The organism is Bradyrhizobium sp. Kon37 (assembly GCF_055807535.1).
The window spans coordinates 17,078-32,499 of the sequence record NZ_JBVVOY010000041.1; the positions used below are offsets into that span (position 1 = coordinate 17,078).

21 protein-coding genes and 1 pseudogene are annotated in these 15,422 nt (G+C 62.8%); 10 read left to right on the plus strand and 12 right to left on the minus strand.

Annotated features, from left to right (window positions below; all coding sequences use genetic code 11):
• Positions 1 to 19: 19 nt before the first annotated feature.
• The 4 genes from AC0L3J_RS35725 to AC0L3J_RS35740 all read right to left on the minus strand — a co-directional run bounded on the left by AC0L3J_RS35725 (position 20) and on the right by AC0L3J_RS35740 (position 2,029).
• Entirely contained in the window at positions 20 to 382 is a 363-nt protein-coding gene (locus AC0L3J_RS35725; protein WP_456766555.1) for a response regulator, read from the minus strand.
• An 87-nt stretch (positions 383 to 469) separates the two neighbouring features.
• Positions 470 to 736: a hypothetical protein gene (locus tag AC0L3J_RS35730; protein ID WP_473250463.1), complete on the minus strand. Its 267-nt coding sequence runs from the start codon at positions 734 to 736 to the stop codon at positions 470 to 472.
• A gap of 449 nt (positions 737 to 1,185) precedes the next feature.
• On the minus strand, positions 1,186 to 1,344 hold the full coding sequence (locus tag AC0L3J_RS35735; RefSeq protein ID WP_473350207.1) for a hypothetical protein: 159 nt from the start codon (positions 1,342 to 1,344) through the stop codon (positions 1,186 to 1,188).
• Positions 1,345 to 1,591: 247 nt separating this feature from the next.
• Entirely contained in the window at positions 1,592 to 2,029 is a 438-nt protein-coding gene (locus AC0L3J_RS35740; protein ID WP_456766558.1) for a MerR family transcriptional regulator, read from the minus strand.
• A gap of 85 nt (positions 2,030 to 2,114) precedes the next feature.
• Here AC0L3J_RS35740 and AC0L3J_RS35745 point away from each other — a divergent pair, with 85 nt between their 5' ends.
• The 4 genes from AC0L3J_RS35745 to AC0L3J_RS35760 are packed head-to-tail and all read left to right on the plus strand — an operon-like array spanning position 2,115 to position 4,169.
• Positions 2,115 to 2,678 carry a hypothetical protein gene (locus tag AC0L3J_RS35745; RefSeq protein ID WP_473350208.1) on the plus strand — a complete coding sequence of 188 codons (564 nt, stop codon included), beginning with the start codon at positions 2,115 to 2,117 and terminating at the stop codon, positions 2,676 to 2,678.
• Between the two features lie 11 nt (positions 2,679 to 2,689).
• The gene (locus AC0L3J_RS35750) at positions 2,690 to 3,088 is read left to right on the plus strand and encodes a thioredoxin family protein (protein WP_473350209.1); all 399 of its coding nucleotides are present in this window, start codon (positions 2,690 to 2,692) and stop codon (positions 3,086 to 3,088) included.
• A 10-nt stretch (positions 3,089 to 3,098) separates the two neighbouring features.
• Positions 3,099 to 3,821 (plus strand): cytochrome c biogenesis CcdA family protein, encoded by a 723-nt coding sequence (locus AC0L3J_RS35755; protein ID WP_473350210.1) that lies wholly within the window; start codon positions 3,099 to 3,101, stop codon positions 3,819 to 3,821.
• A gap of 24 nt (positions 3,822 to 3,845) precedes the next feature.
• Positions 3,846 to 4,169: a YnfA family protein gene (locus AC0L3J_RS35760; RefSeq protein ID WP_456766562.1), complete on the plus strand. Its 324-nt coding sequence runs from the start codon at positions 3,846 to 3,848 to the stop codon at positions 4,167 to 4,169.
• A 69-nt stretch (positions 4,170 to 4,238) separates the two neighbouring features.
• On the opposite strand, the gene AC0L3J_RS35765 is transcribed toward AC0L3J_RS35760, so the two are convergent.
• Genes AC0L3J_RS35765 through AC0L3J_RS35775 form a run of 3 tightly spaced genes read right to left on the minus strand, consistent with a single transcriptional unit; the run spans position 4,239 to position 5,839 of the window.
• Complete coding sequence (locus AC0L3J_RS35765) at positions 4,239 to 4,961, minus strand: SOS response-associated peptidase (RefSeq protein ID WP_456766563.1); 723 nt, start codon at positions 4,959 to 4,961, stop codon at positions 4,239 to 4,241.
• A gap of 5 nt (positions 4,962 to 4,966) precedes the next feature.
• Complete coding sequence (locus AC0L3J_RS35770; protein WP_456766564.1) at positions 4,967 to 5,416, minus strand: hypothetical protein; 450 nt, start codon at positions 5,414 to 5,416, stop codon at positions 4,967 to 4,969.
• An 18-nt stretch (positions 5,417 to 5,434) separates the two neighbouring features.
• Positions 5,435 to 5,839 carry a hypothetical protein gene (locus AC0L3J_RS35775; protein WP_456766565.1) on the minus strand — a complete coding sequence of 135 codons (405 nt, stop codon included), beginning with the start codon at positions 5,837 to 5,839 and terminating at the stop codon, positions 5,435 to 5,437.
• 161 nt (positions 5,840 to 6,000) lie between these two features.
• Here AC0L3J_RS35775 and AC0L3J_RS35780 point away from each other — a divergent pair, with 161 nt between their 5' ends.
• The 3 genes from AC0L3J_RS35780 (at position 6,001) to AC0L3J_RS35790 (ending at position 8,495) form a co-directional block, all read left to right on the plus strand.
• Complete coding sequence (locus AC0L3J_RS35780; RefSeq protein ID WP_473350211.1) at positions 6,001 to 6,933, plus strand: ABC-three component system protein; 933 nt, start codon at positions 6,001 to 6,003, stop codon at positions 6,931 to 6,933.
• Positions 6,930 to 7,178 (plus strand): ABC-three component system middle component 6, encoded by a 249-nt coding sequence (locus tag AC0L3J_RS35785; RefSeq protein ID WP_456766567.1) that lies wholly within the window; start codon positions 6,930 to 6,932, stop codon positions 7,176 to 7,178. The genes AC0L3J_RS35780 and AC0L3J_RS35785 overlap by 4 nt, the downstream gene beginning before the upstream one ends.
• 132 nt (positions 7,179 to 7,310) lie before the next feature.
• Positions 7,311 to 8,495 carry an ABC-three component system protein gene (locus AC0L3J_RS35790; RefSeq protein WP_473350212.1) on the plus strand — a complete coding sequence of 395 codons (1,185 nt, stop codon included), beginning with the start codon at positions 7,311 to 7,313 and terminating at the stop codon, positions 8,493 to 8,495.
• Positions 8,496 to 8,690: 195 nt separating this feature from the next.
• Here AC0L3J_RS35790 and AC0L3J_RS35795 read toward each other — a convergent pair.
• Positions 8,691 to 8,882: pseudogene (locus AC0L3J_RS35795) on the minus strand (DUF6538 domain-containing protein); the annotation flags it as partial.
• Positions 8,883 to 9,156: 274 nt separating this feature from the next.
• Positions 9,157 to 10,140: a VOC family protein gene (locus tag AC0L3J_RS35800; RefSeq protein ID WP_456766569.1), complete on the minus strand. Its 984-nt coding sequence runs from the start codon at positions 10,138 to 10,140 to the stop codon at positions 9,157 to 9,159.
• A 158-nt stretch (positions 10,141 to 10,298) separates the two neighbouring features.
• Between AC0L3J_RS35800 and AC0L3J_RS35805 the strand changes: the two genes are divergently transcribed.
• A complete protein-coding gene (locus AC0L3J_RS35805) occupies positions 10,299 to 11,090 on the plus strand; it encodes a DNA-binding transcriptional regulator (protein WP_456766570.1) in 792 nt (263 codons plus the stop codon).
• Here the strand turns inward: AC0L3J_RS35805 and AC0L3J_RS35810 are convergent.
• Positions 11,087 to 11,998 carry a cytochrome P450 gene (locus AC0L3J_RS35810; RefSeq protein ID WP_473350213.1) on the minus strand — a complete coding sequence of 304 codons (912 nt, stop codon included), beginning with the start codon at positions 11,996 to 11,998 and terminating at the stop codon, positions 11,087 to 11,089. The two genes, AC0L3J_RS35805 and AC0L3J_RS35810, sit on opposite strands and share 4 nt — an antisense overlap.
• A gap of 7 nt (positions 11,999 to 12,005) precedes the next feature.
• Entirely contained in the window at positions 12,006 to 12,548 is a 543-nt protein-coding gene (locus tag AC0L3J_RS35815) for an ABC transporter substrate-binding protein (RefSeq protein WP_473350214.1), read from the minus strand.
• 206 nt (positions 12,549 to 12,754) lie between these two features.
• Between AC0L3J_RS35815 and mhpA the strand changes: the two genes are divergently transcribed.
• Both mhpA and AC0L3J_RS35825 read left to right on the plus strand, forming a co-directional pair.
• Positions 12,755 to 14,293: a bifunctional 3-(3-hydroxy-phenyl)propionate/3-hydroxycinnamic acid hydroxylase MhpA gene (gene mhpA, locus AC0L3J_RS35820; RefSeq protein ID WP_473350218.1), complete on the plus strand. Its 1,539-nt coding sequence runs from the start codon at positions 12,755 to 12,757 to the stop codon at positions 14,291 to 14,293.
• The gene (locus tag AC0L3J_RS35825) at positions 14,290 to 15,135 is read left to right on the plus strand and encodes a fumarylacetoacetate hydrolase family protein (protein ID WP_456766573.1); all 846 of its coding nucleotides are present in this window, start codon (positions 14,290 to 14,292) and stop codon (positions 15,133 to 15,135) included. The genes mhpA and AC0L3J_RS35825 overlap by 4 nt, the downstream gene beginning before the upstream one ends.
• A gap of 84 nt (positions 15,136 to 15,219) precedes the next feature.
• Here the strand turns inward: AC0L3J_RS35825 and AC0L3J_RS35830 are convergent.
• Positions 15,220 to 15,422 (minus strand): hypothetical protein (locus AC0L3J_RS35830; RefSeq protein WP_473350215.1); only part of this gene is annotated, 203 nt, incomplete at its 5' end.

Here is a 15,422-nt window from a genome sequence, read left to right on the forward strand (position 1 = left end):
GAAGCGGATGTCTCCGCTTTCAACCGAAGCTCGGCCTTTCCTTGCCCATCGTCCTGATGGCCTCGACGATCCGGTCCGGATGGTACGGTTTGTGGAGGGTCAAACTATCCGGGACCGGCCTGGCCTCGACCGGGGAAAAGCCGGTCACGTAGATCACGGGGAGCCCTGGATCGCGCTCTCGGCACCGCTCCGCGATCTGCCAACCGTCGATATGTCCGGGCAGCTTGATGTCGGTGACGAGAACGTCCGGATGTTTCGTTCGGCACAGTGACAGTGCCTCCTCGCCTTCTCCGGCCTCGATCACGTTCCAGCCTTCGTCCCGCAGCGCCTCGACTACGAATTCCCGAACGAGCGGATCGTCCTCGACTACAAGTATACGCACCGGACGACCTCAAGACTTTGATTCGCAATCAGTTTCGAACGTCTGAGGTACCGGGAGGTTCCGCTGCTGCCGTTCTTGGTCGAACGGCTACTCCCCGGGCTGGCACTCCGGGCAGGTATCGCCGATCGAATCCAGCACTTCGCGGACCTCCGAGACCGCCTGCGACGGAGACATGCCAGTCGGTGGCTCCTGCCTGGCCAGATCCAACGCGTGCTCGCGCGCATGCGGGTCGGCGCGGTCCTTCGCCCAGCCGTGCTCTTCGCATTCGTGGATGGCGCCCGCCTCCTGCAGCACGTGGATAGCCCAGCCGCGTAGCGTGCGGACCGCTTGGGGTTTTTCCTTGGTCATCAGCATCGAGATAACTCCTGCCGAGACGAATCCTTGGGCCCCCCGGCTCGTTCCTGCCGGTAGTACGGGACAGGGATTCCGAAACGCGGTGGCTCCGCTTTGTCCACGTGTTCGCCGCCCTTTCCTTAAACTAGCTAAATGCGGGAACCGGCCAATGTCGGAATGGACGATTCACTACTGGCCAAATTGGAGATCGCGCAGGAGGACAGTCGCAGGTTGCGCGATGAGGCCCGCGCGTTTCTCTCCGCTTTGAGAGAACAACGCGCACTTCTCCGGCTTGCACGGGCCGACGCGGCATCGACCCTGGCGGAGTTGATCGCGAAGCGAGCAGACCAGCTCCCCTGACGGGAGAATTTCGTCTGCACCAACTGCGAGGGCGATCCGCTGCACGACCCCGCCGCCTGCAGGTGGGCGGACAGCCCGCTGAGGCCGCCGGGAAAGTGACGGCGCGTCGCCTAGAACAGATCAGCTGCGGTGTTGAGGCCGCAGGTCATCGCGGCCGCAAGCGACAGCAAAAGCCCGAGGCCGCAAAAGATCAGGATGGCTTTCAGATCCTCGGCCTCGACATGCATACCCGTCGAGCGTGAGAGCGCGTTCACCAGTGCGGCCATCATCGGTCTCCTCCGAGAAAGCGGCAGCATAGCCCGCAAAGGCGTCGGCGAATGTGACCATCTCTCAGGTCCCACAGCCCCCGACGTGCCGGCGGCGAAGTGGACACGGTCGCGATCTGCCTCCTAGCACAATCAAAAATGAAAGGTGGAGAGGCCTTGCGTGTCGGAACCTAGTTCCGCCGCTCGTCTTGAGCCCGCGAAATGAACTCTCCACAGACAAGGCTGCCGAGCCTGCGTCAGCTTTTCGAATTCAACAGCAAGTATTCGTCGGAACCGACAGGTCCTCCAGGATGACGCAGCCGCTCGCGGGGCCTCCGGCACATCTGGACGAACAGCTTTCCGCGAACTCGGCCAGGCTTTTTTCGAGTGCACGCAGTTCGACCAGCTTTTTTCTCACGCCTACGAGATGATCCTCGGCAAGGTCCTTAGCCGCAGTGCAGTCTCGTTCCGGATTTCCTATCAGCTCGACGAGCTCACGGACCTGCTCGATGGGAAATTGGAAATCGCGACATCGTCGAATGAAGATGAGACGCCGCAGGTCGGAATTCCGATAGACCCGATGCCCGCCGGGGCCTCGGGAGGGCTTCGGCAACAGTCCGACTTCCTCATAGTAGCGGATGGTGGCGACGTTGCAGCCGGTTTGGGCCGCCAGGGTACCAATGGTGAGCGGCGACGCGTCGAGGGGCATGATCTCTCCGAAACGTGACTTGAACCTCAAGTTACTTGAGGTCCCAGGGTCCCGGCAAGAACGACCCAGACAGGCTCACGTGATGATGAATGCGATCAAGCTCGCGGCCTCCGGCGGCCTATGCATGCTGTGCTGCGCGCTACCGATTTCCGCTATCCTGGCGGGCGGCATCTTCCAAGTCGGCGCGGCGAGTTGGGGCGTTGCCGGCGGCCTAGGACTGCTGGCGGCTGCTGCGGTCGGCGCCCTGTTTGCCGGCCGGAGAAGGCTTGCGAAGCCCGATGTGCCATCTTGTCAATGTTCGCCCCCGGGGCTTCGGCTCGACGAGGTCGCCCCGTCGATCGCATGCACGTTGTCGGCCTCCAGCTACCACGAACGTGTGAAGTCAATCCGAGCGCTGGCCTCGCACTCGCTGATTTCGGCGCGCAGGGGACCGCTGTCACTACATCTGGTCTACGCAGCCGACGCCCTCGGCGAGGTCCGCGCTCTCGTCCGCGCCGAGCAGTCCTGTTGTGCTTTCCTCGACATCCTGACCGTCGAGAAAAAAGATGGCGTGCACGTCACGATCACGGCGCCTCCCGAAGTAGCCCTCACTGCCGAGAACCTGTTCAACCATTTCGCACCCGAACTCGCTCACCAACAAGCTTCATAAAGGAATCGACCATGAACATCGACCGCCGCACCCTCGCCCTCGCCCTCGCCCTCGCCGTCGCGGCGCTGATTGCTCCCCAAGCGCATGCGTCGAATGGGCTGCCGTTCGACACCGCCGCGTTCAAAGCGGCCCAAGCGGCCGGGAAGACGATCGTCATCGAGATCACGGCGAAGTGGTGCGGCCCGTGCCAGCGGCAGCGACCGGTCGTCGCGAAAATGCTGGAAAAGCCGGAGTTCGCGCACCTGACGATGTTCGATGCCGACTACGACGCGCACAAGAAGGAGCTTCTGGAAATCAATGCGCTGCAGCTTACGACGCTGATTCTCTATCGCGACGGCAAGGAGGTCGCACGCTCCTCCGGAGCGACCAGTCCCGAGGCGGTCGAGGCGTTCTTCCGGAAAGCGCTGTAGGGCGGTCATAATGGAGCTTTTCAGCATTCCGCTGGCACTGATTGCCGGCCTGTTCTCGATCCTCTCGCCGTGCGTGCTTCCCTTGCTGCCGATCGTGCTCGGCGCAGCTGTCTCGGAACACAGATACGGACCCGCCGCTCTCGCCGGCGGGCTCGCGCTGTCGTTCACCGTTATCGGAATGTTCGTCGCGACAGTCGGTTATGCTATCGGTCTGGACGGGGAGGTTTTCCGCAAAGTCGCGGCTGTTTTGCTGGTTGCGGTGGGGGCCGTGTTGGTCGTGCCGAATTGGCAGGCGCAGGTGGCGCTCGCCGCGGGGCCGATCGCCAACTGGACCGAGCAAAAATTTGCCAACGGCCGGTCCGGAGGCCTGGGAGGACAGTTCGGCGTCGGGGTCCTACTCGGTGCCGTCTGGAGCCCCTGTGTGGGTCCGACGCTGGGCGCGGCATCCGTACTTGCGGCGCAAGGTCGAGAACTTGGGCACGTCGCCATGACCATGTTCGCCTTCGGAATCGGTACCGCGCTGCCGCTCCTCCTGGTGGGTATGCTGTCTCGCGAATCCTTGATGCGCTGGCGTGGCCGCATGCTTTCGTTCGGCAATGGCGGCAAGGCCATTCTCGGCGGCGTGCTCATCGCCAGCGGGTTGCTCATCCTGTTCGGTCTCGATAAGGCTCTCGAAACTGAGCTGGTCCAGATTCTTCCGTCGTTCATGGCGGATTGGGCGGGACGCTTCTGAAGGAGCAGCGCGAGTGGATTTGGCGTGATCACGGTTCTGTCTTATGCAGGCGCCGCTGTCGCGGAGATCGCAGGATGTTTCGCGTTCTGGGCCTGGCTTCGGCTGGGCAAGTCAGCACTGTGGCTCGTTCCAGGCATGGCATCGCTGGCTCTCTTCGCCTACCTGTTGACGCTCGTCGACAGCGACGCCGCCGGCCGGACCTACGCTGCGTACGGTGGCGTGTACATCGTCGCGTCTATCTTGTGGCTGTGGATCGTCGAGGGGCACCGTCCGGACCGCTGGGACGTTACCGGCGGTTCCATCTGCATCGTCGGCGCCGTCGTGATCCTCCTGGCGCCCCGGCCTTGAGATTGACGTCATTCACGGAGGTACTTGGGCGGTCCGGGGCCATTGTCGAGCTTAGGCCTCGCTAAGGCGTTAAGTGGTCAGCGCCGGGTCTTCCTTTACGCCGCGGGCTACGATCCGAAGCGCCCCATCCGGGAGCGGCCGCTGCAGCTTCAGCGCCTCGTCCGGAGGCGCGGTCATCCAGGTCTCGACCTCTTCCGGCGTCGTCAGGATCACCGGCATCGCCTTCGGGTGGATGGCGCCCACCTCGGCGTTAGGTTCTGTCGTCAGGAAGGCGTAGAGGTCGTTGGTGGTCTCGCCTTCCTTGACCTTCCGGACCGACGTCCAGTTGGTCCAGATTCCGGCGAAGCACGCGAGCGGACGGGTCTCATCAAGCGCAAACCAGATGTCGCCGCCTTCGGCTTTGTTGAACTCGCTGAACGAGTTGAACGGCACCACGCAGCGGTGCTCTGGACCCAGCCATCGCGTCCAGTGTTTGCTCTTCACGTTGCGGATGTTGGTCGTGCCGCCATCCGGCTCCATCCGGAGCAATTCCTTGAAGTCGATGGTCTTGCCCTTCGCTTGGAGCTTCTCCGCCCGCTTCTTCGTCGCGTCCATCAAAGCTTTCGACGACGACGGCATTCCCCAGCGCGCTGTCGCGAGCTCGCGGCCGTCGGCGCCGGTCCGGACGATCGGCGCCCTATAGTCCGGAAACACGCCGGGCATCGGGGCCAAGTTGCCGACGTACCGGTTGACGACGCGGAACAGCGCGCTGATGGCGGCCTGGTTGGTGGTGATTGAGTACAGATTGCACAAGGTCGTCAGTTCTCCGGATCCGGATGGCGGGCCCGTGGCGCCAGCTGCAGTAGCTTGGCCGGCGGCCGGCGGCCCGCCTTAGCACACTTGCTGCAGCGAAGACGGCTCGCCAGGTCGTGGACGAAGGTGGTGGGCGGATGGCGTAGCGCGGCCATGTCGACGTCGCGCTTCGTCCTGCAGCGCTGGCACTCGATCTCGATCCATGGGTATCCCCCATTCAGGGCCTGGTCGATCGTGGGCGACGGGTCGAGCGGCTCGCCGGTGGCCCACATGCGCTCGTTCCAGGATTCACACAGCAGCTTGTCGGCCGTCCGGATCAAGGCCTCGCCCTTCGCGCGGGCTTCGGCCGACTGCGCAGCGAGGATCGAGGTCATCGCCCGGGCCCGGCCGAGTTCCTTGGCAAGAGCCTTGCGGTCGCCTCCGGACAACGGGGTTGGGTGGTGCTTGGGGGCCATGGCCGTCCCGCCGCCGGGCTAGGCGCCGTCGAGCGACGGCCAGCAGCCGTCTTCCTCAAGGCGCCCGGTACGCTGCGTGCAGGTGTTGTCCAGCAGCCTCTGCCCGACGTCCTTCCAGAGTGCCTGCGGGCCGTACAAGCGTGTCGCGTCGGCCTTCTGGATCTCGACGATCCGCGCGCAGCGGCGGCAGGAAACCCTAAGCACGTGCTGTGGGATGTCGGTGAGCCGCCGCATCCGTATGCCGGGGCTGGAGCCTCTGTCGTCGGCGGGAGCCTCCCGTAGGAGGGCCTCCCAGTATTCGGCCGTTAGCTCGTCGGCTGGGCCGATCGACCGCCCTGGTGCGACGTTTTTGCCGACGGCCGTGGCCAGCTTGTCCATCTGCTTCGGGGTCGGCATGCGCCAGCTCGCGGGTCGGTCTGTCATGTCTCCATTAGAACATAGCAAGAACACGCGAGTCCAGCCCCGCCGAATGCGCAGCAGCATTTGGGATTAGGCTCACGGATCGATTCTGATTTGCTGGCAGCGATGGTACACCGCTCTGCGGAGCCGCCGAAGGCTGGCCCCGCAGGATAAGCGAGTGGGCGATGGCCACATTGTCGGGCGAGAAACGACGTCATTTCAGGCACTACCTGGAGCTACGGCTGCGGCGGTCGCATGGGAATGCCTTCCAGGACCTGACTGCCGCGCTGATGGCTCGAATCCATGGCGAGAATTTCGTTCCACAATGCCCGTGGGGCAACAAGGGCGACCTGTCCTGCGATGGATACTTAAAGTCGCCTCCCACGGTCTTCGCTTGCTATGGACCCGAGAACGGCGGTTCGTCGCGCCAGCCGTCTGATATCGTTTCGAAGGCGACGTCAGACTATTCGGGGGCAGTGGATAAATGGCCGGCAATAAAGGAGTGGACGTTCGTTTCGAATTATATGGGCGTTGTCCCTGCACCCGTGACGAGTGCGCTCGAAGACCTGTCAGCGGACGGCAAGGTCGTCGTCAGGTATTTCGGATGGAACCGCTTCGAGCATCATCTTCTGGAGATGGACGCAGAGGTTGTTGAGGATCTAATTGGCGAGATACCAGTGACGGAGGACTACATCCGCCTGCAGCCCGCCGCGGTCCGGCAAGTCGTGAACTCGGTCGCGGCTGCGTTTTCGCTGAAGTATCTCGGCGAAATGACGAAGCCGGTCCCAGTGAGCAAGCTGGAGATCAACGAGATTCCAGCGTGCCACGCGGCAGCCATCAAGAACGGCCTGCTGGCGCGTGACGTCGTGGAATCCTGCGTGCTCGAGGACGCGGACGCGTCGCTTGCCACCCGACTGTCCGTGGCGTTCAAGGACAAATACAAGGAGCTTCGCGCCCAAGGCTTTGATCCGGGCCAGATCGTGGACAAGTTGGCCGATTTCGCGCTGGCGGGGCGCTTGGGATCGACGGAGGAAATGACCGCCTCATGGGCAGTTATCGCTTACTTATTCGAGAAGTGCTCGATTTTCGAGGATAAGGTTTCCAGGGGTGCGTCGTGATATTGCCAGGCAAGCACATCAGTGCCGACCGTAGCCTAGTCGTTGTCGGCGGCGACATTCTCGCTGTGCTGGGTCGGCCTTCTACCGTGTCGGAGATATGGGACGCGGTCCGCGCCGCACGTGCAGCCCGAGAGCGCGCAACGCCGCTCGCCTACGACTGGTTCGTGTTGGCACTGACGTTTCTCTTTGCCATCGCCGCGATCCGGGTCGAGGGCGATAAGATCATCGCGGACAAGCCGTCATGATCCTGTCGATCAGCAGCAGCATCGAGACGTTCAAGACTGTGCGGCTCCGCCGCGGTCTTAACGTGCTGCTGGCCGACATCGCTGGCGAATCCACAGAAGGGCACACGCGCAACAGCGCGGGAAAGTCGAGCCTTGTGGAGATCGTTCATTTCCTGCTCGGCGGACAAGAAGACCTCGCTTTTCAAGGTTCCGGGGATTGCCGAACACTCTTTCGCCGCCGTATTGCGCATCAACGGGAAAATCGTGGCTGTCACCCGTCGCTGCGACGACGTCCGCCGAATCTACATCGACGAGAAACGCGCGCGGCGGCTCGGCCTCGAGTTGCGTCGGGAGGAAGGAAATGGGCAACCGTTCGTCGCCCTCGACGACTGGAAAGAATATCTGGGCTGGGCTTGGTTCGGTCTGCCACGCCATCCCATGGGAACGCCGTTTGCCTCCAAGCATGCGCCTTCGTTTCGAAAGCTGATCGGCTATTTCGCTCGTCGAAGCCGCGACATCGGCTTTGCCCATATCGATCGTTATTTTGCCGCTCAGCCTGCGAGCGACGCACAGATAGCGCTGTCCTACTTACTGGGATTGGATTGGCAGATACCTGCGGAAATGAAAGAGGGAAAGGAGCGACGCGAGACGCTCGGCAAGCTGCGCAAGGCGATCAAGGAAGGCGAGCTCGGTAGCATGTTCGGCACGTCGGCATCGATCCGGCCCGAATTGGTACGGGTAGAGGAGAAGGTCGAACGCCTCAAGCGCCAGAGCGAGAACTTTCAAGTGCTCGACAGCTACAAGGAGCTCGCTGCCGAGGCCGCCACTTTGCGAAACGAACTGTCGCGGCTCTCACTCGACCTCTCCCGCGCTCAGGGGACGATCGCCTATCTCGACGGGTTGCTCGTCGAAGAAAAACCGCCTGCTTACACCGCTGTCCAAACGCTCTACCAGGCGGCAGGTATCGAGCTGCCCGAAGTGGCGCTACGGCGTTTTGACGAGGTCGAACGCTTCCAGGCATCGGTGATCGAGAACCGTCGTACATATCTCCGCGAACAGATGGAAGAGGTCCGCATGGAGATCGCCGAACTCGATCGTCGTTCCGCCGAAGCCGGTCAACGTCGGTCGGAGATCCTGAATTTCCTGCACGGCAAAGGCGCGTTCGAAGACCCTGTCGTTGGGCGTGTAGTCCTTCCTCGCGTTCTGCAGCAATTCCTGCCCGGCGAGCTCCTTGGCCTCGACATAGGAGCGGAGGAAGGAATGAAGCCGGTCGCCGACGAGGTGGACTCCCTTCCGTTGCAGGAAGGCCTTTGCTTCGGGACCGAACGTCACAAATAGATGCGGATCGAGCGGCCCGATGGGGGGCCGTTTGCGCCTGGCATGTTCCCTCAGCGACCGTTCGACTTCGGCCGGCGTGCCCGGCTCGTCGCGGCGGGCCGCCACCGTTTCCTTGTAGAATTCGCCGGCGAGCGCGGTGATCTGGAGATGCGTCAGCTGCGTCGGTTGCTGGCCCACCAAGCTGGCGCGCCATTGCCGCTCCAGCTTCAGGTTCTCTTCCTGGCAAAGGATCTTGGCCTCTTCCAGATCGCCCGTGCCCAAACTGAACTTGATCTCGGCAGGCATTCCGAACATGCGGTACTTCGCCGGAATGCGGCGTCTGAACCAATAGACGTTCGAGCGCGGATTCTTCCAAGGGCCGATCACGACGAGTCTCACGGTGACCACTCCTGTGTACCACCGGGACTTTTCGGAAAGCCTTATTTTATAGGTAAATGCGGAGTTTCAGGCACTTCCGCGAGCCCGTGGCGGAGAGAGTGGGATTCTCTGCCTGGGTGTAAATCGGGGTAGGGGCCGACACCGATGGGCGAGCTAGAATATTGTTCCAGCAAGCGGCGATGGGTCAACCTTGGACGCCTCTTCACACTCGGACAACATGCGTAGCTTGGCACGCCGTCGTACTGGTCGCGGCGCGAACGATTGTAGCGATGCGGGGTGAGGCCTACTCCCTAGCGACCACGGCATCTAGCCATGCGCAATTCAGGGGCGGCACGATCGGATCGGGCGCACGTACGCCGCGTGCCGCCGCGTCAATCCGCATGTCGCGTAGGCGCTTCCGCTGCTCATCGGGCATGTAGAGGCGCTCATGCCCCCAGAGCGACGGTCCATCGAACGTCTCGTGCGGTTGCCAGGTATCCGGATCGATGACGCGAGCGCCCCATCCGTACTCAACGAAGAAGCCAGACGGCGTGTTGACGTAGAACGAGGTCATATGGTCGTTGGTGTGCCGCCCCAGGGTGTAGGCGACCCGCCCGTCATCCAGCTGCGCAAGATCATAGCCTTGCCCAACGTCGTCAAGGCTACCGAGCTCGACCATGAAGTGGTGCAGCGCCCTCCGGCCCGACCCTACCATTGCGAAGCTGTGGTGGCGGCCGTTGACATGGAAGAAATATAGGCCGTAGGGCTTGAGCCCGAAATCGGAGACGTGGAAGCCGAGCACGTCGCGATAGAATGGCAGCAGCGGCTCGACGTCTTCGACGTTCAGAACCACGTGTCCCATCCCGAGGGCGCCGGTACGAAAGCCGGAGATCGGCCGCCCTGGCCGGAACGGCTCCGTCGCGAGCGCCGGCTGGCAGAACGCCTCAAGCCGGTTGCCCGCGGGATCCGCGAACTGGATCAACTCGCGCACATGGCGTTCATCGGCCAGCGCGCGCGATCCGCGCGTGACTTCGACGGCATGGCTTTCCAGCCTGGCGGCGAGACGATCGAGCTCCGCGGCTGTCGGAACTTCCCAGCCCATCACTGTGAGACCGGCGTCGTTGCCGCCGTCGACAATCAGACGCTGCTTTCGGTCATCCATCCGGAACGCTCGCGTCTTTCCGCCGCGATCGACCTGCTGCATGCCGAGCAACTTCGTCGCCATGTGACTCCACTGATCCAATTGCGACGAGCCGATGCTGATATAGCCGAGTGCGGAGATCTCCATCCAGGCTCCTCCATTGTGTTCATCGCGTCTGTTGGCCGCGCGGCGGCTCCGCCGGAGGTTGATGCCGACGCACCGCGATCGTACACTAAGTTTTGCGGACGCCTCGCGTTTGCAACACGTTAGGCTCCGTACCGTCCGGCACAAGGAAGGAAATTGAATTGTCCAAGGAGCGGACGCGCGACGAGCAACCGAAAGCCTCGGCGGGTGTACGCGCTTTCAAGCGCGGTCTCGACGTCCTCACCGAGGTAAATAAGTCCGGCGGCATGAGGGCCGCCGACGTTGCACGTGCACTTAGCCTCCCCCGGCCGACCGTCTACCGGCTGCTCGAGACCCTCGAAGAGCTCGGTTATGTGGCTCGCTCAGCGAGCGACGACCGCTTTCGCGTGACACGGCTGGCCTCCAGTCTTGGCGACGGTTACGATCCGAGCGTCGTGATCTGCCAGGCGGCGGCGCCATATCTCGGCGAGTTGAGCAAGGCCCTGGTCTGGCCCGTCGACCTTTCCACCTACGAGAACGCCGCAATGGTGGTCCAGGAGACCACCCATTCCCGTAGCCCCATGTCGATCGACCGCGGCATGATTGGCAAACGCCTGCCCATCCTGCGGACATCGGCCGGTCGGGCGTACCTGGCAGCCTCAGCGGCGCGCGAGCGAGACTTGATCGTCAATCATTTGCGGCGGATCGACGAGGTGGAAGATCGCCCATTTCTTGGGGGGAACTGGCTCGAACGCATGATCGCCGAGACCCGTGAGCGTGGCTACGCAGTCCGCAATGAGGGCGAATACAACCCCAAGACCGCCTCGATCGCCGTGCCGATCGTTCGAGAGGAGGCTGTCTTCGGCTGTATTTCGATCATCTGGATCCGTTCCGCCCTGTCCTTGGAGGAGGCCGTTTCGCAGTTCTTGATTCCCATGCGCAAGGCGGCGGCCGAAATTCCGATCAACGGCTAGTTCACCCGTACGGGCAGAGAAGCCAGACCGCGTAGCACGTTGTTCAAGGCGAGCACCGGCTCGCCGATATCGAAGCTGCGCACCTTCTCGACCAGCACTTCCAAGAGAGCCGTCATTTCGAGACGAGCCAGATGCACGCCGGCACACATGTGCGTCCCGTTTCCGAAACCGAGGTGGTCATTGGCGCGCCGGCGCACATCGAACCGCTCCGGATCTTGCCATTTCCGCTCGTCACGATTGGCCGACGCGTACAGCAGCAGCGCCCGGCTTCCGCCCGGAATGAGCACATCCGTGACGGTTGCGTTCGAGCTGACACAACGCGTGAAGCCGCGAATTGGAGATTCCAGGCGCAGCGCTTCGTTGATGGCGCTTGGGATCAGCTTCGGATCTTCACGGACCAGCTGCCATTGATCCGGATGTCTGCCGAACAGCAGGATCAGGTTAGCCGTCGCAAAGATCGTCGTGTCCAGGCTGGGGCCGAGATAATCCCGCATCAGGACAGGACAACGCTCCGGCTCGACTTCGCCACGATCGGCTGCCTCGAAAATCCGTCTGCCCCAGCTCCCAGGCCGCAATCGTTCGCGAATATCGGGGACGCCGAGGTAGGAGCGCATCTCATGTATATCCCCCATGGCGGCGCAGCCTCGCTCGTTCATCGTGCCGAGCACGTTGAACGTTGCCGACGCCCACCTGAGCATGCTGCCGCGCCCGTAATCTTCGAGACCGACCAGCTTCGACACGATCGTAAGGGGCAAGTACTGCGCCAGATCTGTCACAGCATCGAATTGCTTCCGTTCCACGAGGTCATCGACGAGCCGCCTTGCTTCTGCCCGGATCTGAGGACCGATCTCCTCGAGGGATCGCGGCGACAGGGGAGCGCCGATGATCGCCCGGAGCCGATCGTGCAAAGGCGCATCACTCGCGAGAGTCGTACCTCGCGACATTTCGTTGACATTGCCGTTGGCTGCGACGCCATCCGCTGACGAGAAGACGGTTGGGTTCCGCAAGGCCGCTCGGACCTCGTCGAAGCGGCCGATGGCGTAGAGATCGTGTCGCGGAAGCCACCCAACGCCGCCTGGCGTCGACTGGCGCAACCAGCGCGTTGACGGGCGCCAAGGTGATCATGGGCAGCTTATACTCGACCGCTGGCTCGATCACCGCGAAGGAGGCGGGTGTCGTAGTCGGCCCAATCAGGAGGTCAATTTTGCTTTCCTCGTGCAGCTTGCGCAGCGCAGAAACGGCGGCCGTAGCATCCGAAGCCTCATCAAGGAACAAGTAATTGACTTTTTTACCCCCGATTTCGGTGGGACCGAAGGCTGTTCCGCTGCGCTCGGCGTTGCCTATGGCTGCAGCGGGACCCGTCGCCGACAGAATGATTCCAACGTTGATGTCGGCGGCAAAGCTCGGCGCAGCAAACAATTGCATCACAAGGCATGCACGCAGCACGGATCGCAGCATCGTCGTTTCCTCCGCTTTGGACTGCCTCGGCCGATCAGCCTTATTGGCTTTGCTTTCTCCCTAGCGAAACCGGAATGCTTGCGCGTAGCATTATCGCTAACTTGTCCGGCTGGCGGACAAACGGCCGCTGGATGGGCTCGTCCGCTGTGCGGACACTTGGCAACACGACCTTGAAGGTGGCGGGCGGCTGGGAAACAGATGGAGTCATGCAGGATGGGTATGCCTTCCAGAGCTATGATGTCGTGATCATCGGTCGTGGCCCCGTCGGGGCCACGCTCGCTAATCTGCTCGGCCTATGCGGAGTCAGGACGCTGGTGCTGGAGCGCGAGGCTCGTGCCTATCATCTTCCGCGCGCGGTGCACTTCGACGACGAATGCATGCGCGTGTTCCAAGCCATCGGCCTGGCTGAGGCGATCCTGCCTCACGTAATCGTCAGTCCTGGCATGCTCTTTCTCGACGCCGACGGCCGCATGCTGCTGGATTGGTCGCGGCCCCTGACGCTAACTCCGCTGGGCTGGAACCTTAGCTACCGCTTTCACCAGCCGGATCTGGAGGAAGTGCTGATCGGCGGCCTGCAACGTTGGCCTCACGTGGCAACACGCAACCGTTGCGACGTGTTCGCGCTCGACCAGGATGAGACCGGCGTGCGGGTGCGCTACGAAGATCTCTCGAACGGGCAGCTCACCGAGGTCCGCGCCCGCTATGTGATCGGTTGTGACGGCGCCCGTTCGTTGGTGCGCCGCTTCATCGGATCCGGCATGGACGATCTCGGGTTTCACGAGCGATGGCTCGTGGTCGACGTGCTGCTCAAGCGAAACCGCGACGATCTCGGCGACTACAGCCTGCAGCATTGCGACCCCCGGCGGCCCGCCACCTATGTGCGCGGCACCGGCACGCGCCGCCGTTGGGAGATCACGGTTCTACCCGACGAGGATACGCAGGGCGTCACCCAGCCGACAAAGGTCTGGGAGCTGCTGTCGCGCTGGATCACGCCCGAGGACGCTGAGCTTGAGCGCGCCGCGGTCTACACTTTCCACTCCACCATCGCGCAGCAATGGCGCGACCGCCGCCTGATCCTCGCCGGCGATTCAGCCCACCAGACCCCGCCCTTCCTGGGGCAGGGCATGTGCGCCGGTATCCGCGATGCCGCAAACCTTGCCTGGAAGCTCAGCGCCATCCTAAGCGGCCATGCCGACGCGCGCCTGCTCGACACCTATCAGAGCGAGCGCCAGCCGCACGTCCGCGAGTTCGTCGAGTTGGCCATTCGGCTCGGCGGCTTGATCAACACCAAGGCGGTCGAAGCCGGCCTCGCCGCCGGCCAAGCACGCGAGAACGCGCCGGTCAAACTCGAGGTGAAGAAGCCCCTGCTCGGCCCCGGGCTTGCGCTGTCGGATCTACCAATGGCCGGACATCTCGCGCCACAATTCACGCTGCACGATGGCCGACGCAGCGACGACGCCATCGGTTACGCTTACGTCCTTCTCACCGAGTCCGCCGGCGCCATCCCCCGGCCGTTGCAACGCGCGTTCGGCGATAACGGCGTGTCGATGCTCACCGGCGACGCAGCCGCCGGCGTCGGCACCTGGTTGCGCGACAACGGCCTCAGGGCCGCCCTCGTCCGACCCGACCGCTACGTGGTCGGCGCCGCCAGTAACGACGGGGATCTCGACCGGCTCGCCGCCGCCGTCATCCCTCCAATCCACGTGCCTTCGCGGCCTGAACACATTCCCGAGGATATCCCATGAAGCTGCTTTCTTTCATCGCCGACGGCCGCGCCTCCTTTGGCGCCATCAAAGACAACGGCATCGTCGATCTTGCCACGCGCATGTCCGGTTGCACCTCGCTGCGGCAGTTACTCGAAACCAACCGCGTCGCCGAGGCGGCCAAGCTGGTCGTGGCATCGGCGCCGGATCATGGGCTCGAAACGATCGCCTTCGCGCCTGTCATCCCAGACCCCGGCAAGATCATCTGTGTCGGTCTCAACTACCACGATCACGTCGCCGAGACTGGCCGCACCGTCACCGAGAAGCCGGCGTTGTTCGCGCGCTTCGCCTGCAGTCAGGTCGGCCACATGCAACCGATCGTCAGGCCGAAGGTCAGCGACAATTTCGACTACGAAGGCGAACTCGCGCTGGTCATCGGCAAGGAGGGCCGACATATCCCGGCAGACCGGGCGCTCGATCATGTCGCCGGTTATGCCTGCTACAACGAAGGAAGCATACGTGATTGGCAGCGTCACACCAGCCAGTTTCTGTCGGGTAAGACTTTTGCCAACAGCGGCAGTTTCGGCCCCTGGTTGGTGACAGATGACGAAATCCCCGATCCATCGAAGCTCACGCTCCAGACCCGCCTAAACGGCACCGTGGTGCAGAACACCACGACCGATCTGTTGATCACCGCGATCCCCGAGCTGATCGCCTACATCTCCGCCATCTGCCCCCTCGTCCCGGGCGACGTCATCGTCACGGGCACGCCGGGCGGCGTTGGTTTAAAACGCACGCCGCCGCTGTGGATGAAGCCCGGTGACACCGTCGAGGTCGAGATATCTGGGATTGGCGTCCTCCAGAATTCAGTGATAGCCGAGTAGGCATCCGCCGAGTTGAGGAAGCGAAGGGCTGGCACCATCGCAGCGATCGGGTGGGAGCACGCTACTGAACCAAGCGGCCATACTTCATCCGATTTTCGCAAACGTGTCTCTAATGCTTCGAGGCAGCGCGCCTACTTTCTCGCCGCGAGCGCTCTCGACGATATGCCGGGCGAGATCGAACATGTCCTGGGTTTTTCCAGCATTCAGCAGCATCTTACCGCTATCACAACCGCCCAGACCGATTTCGCGAAGTCGTCGTTCGAGGCCAGCAAGGCCTATTTCGAAAA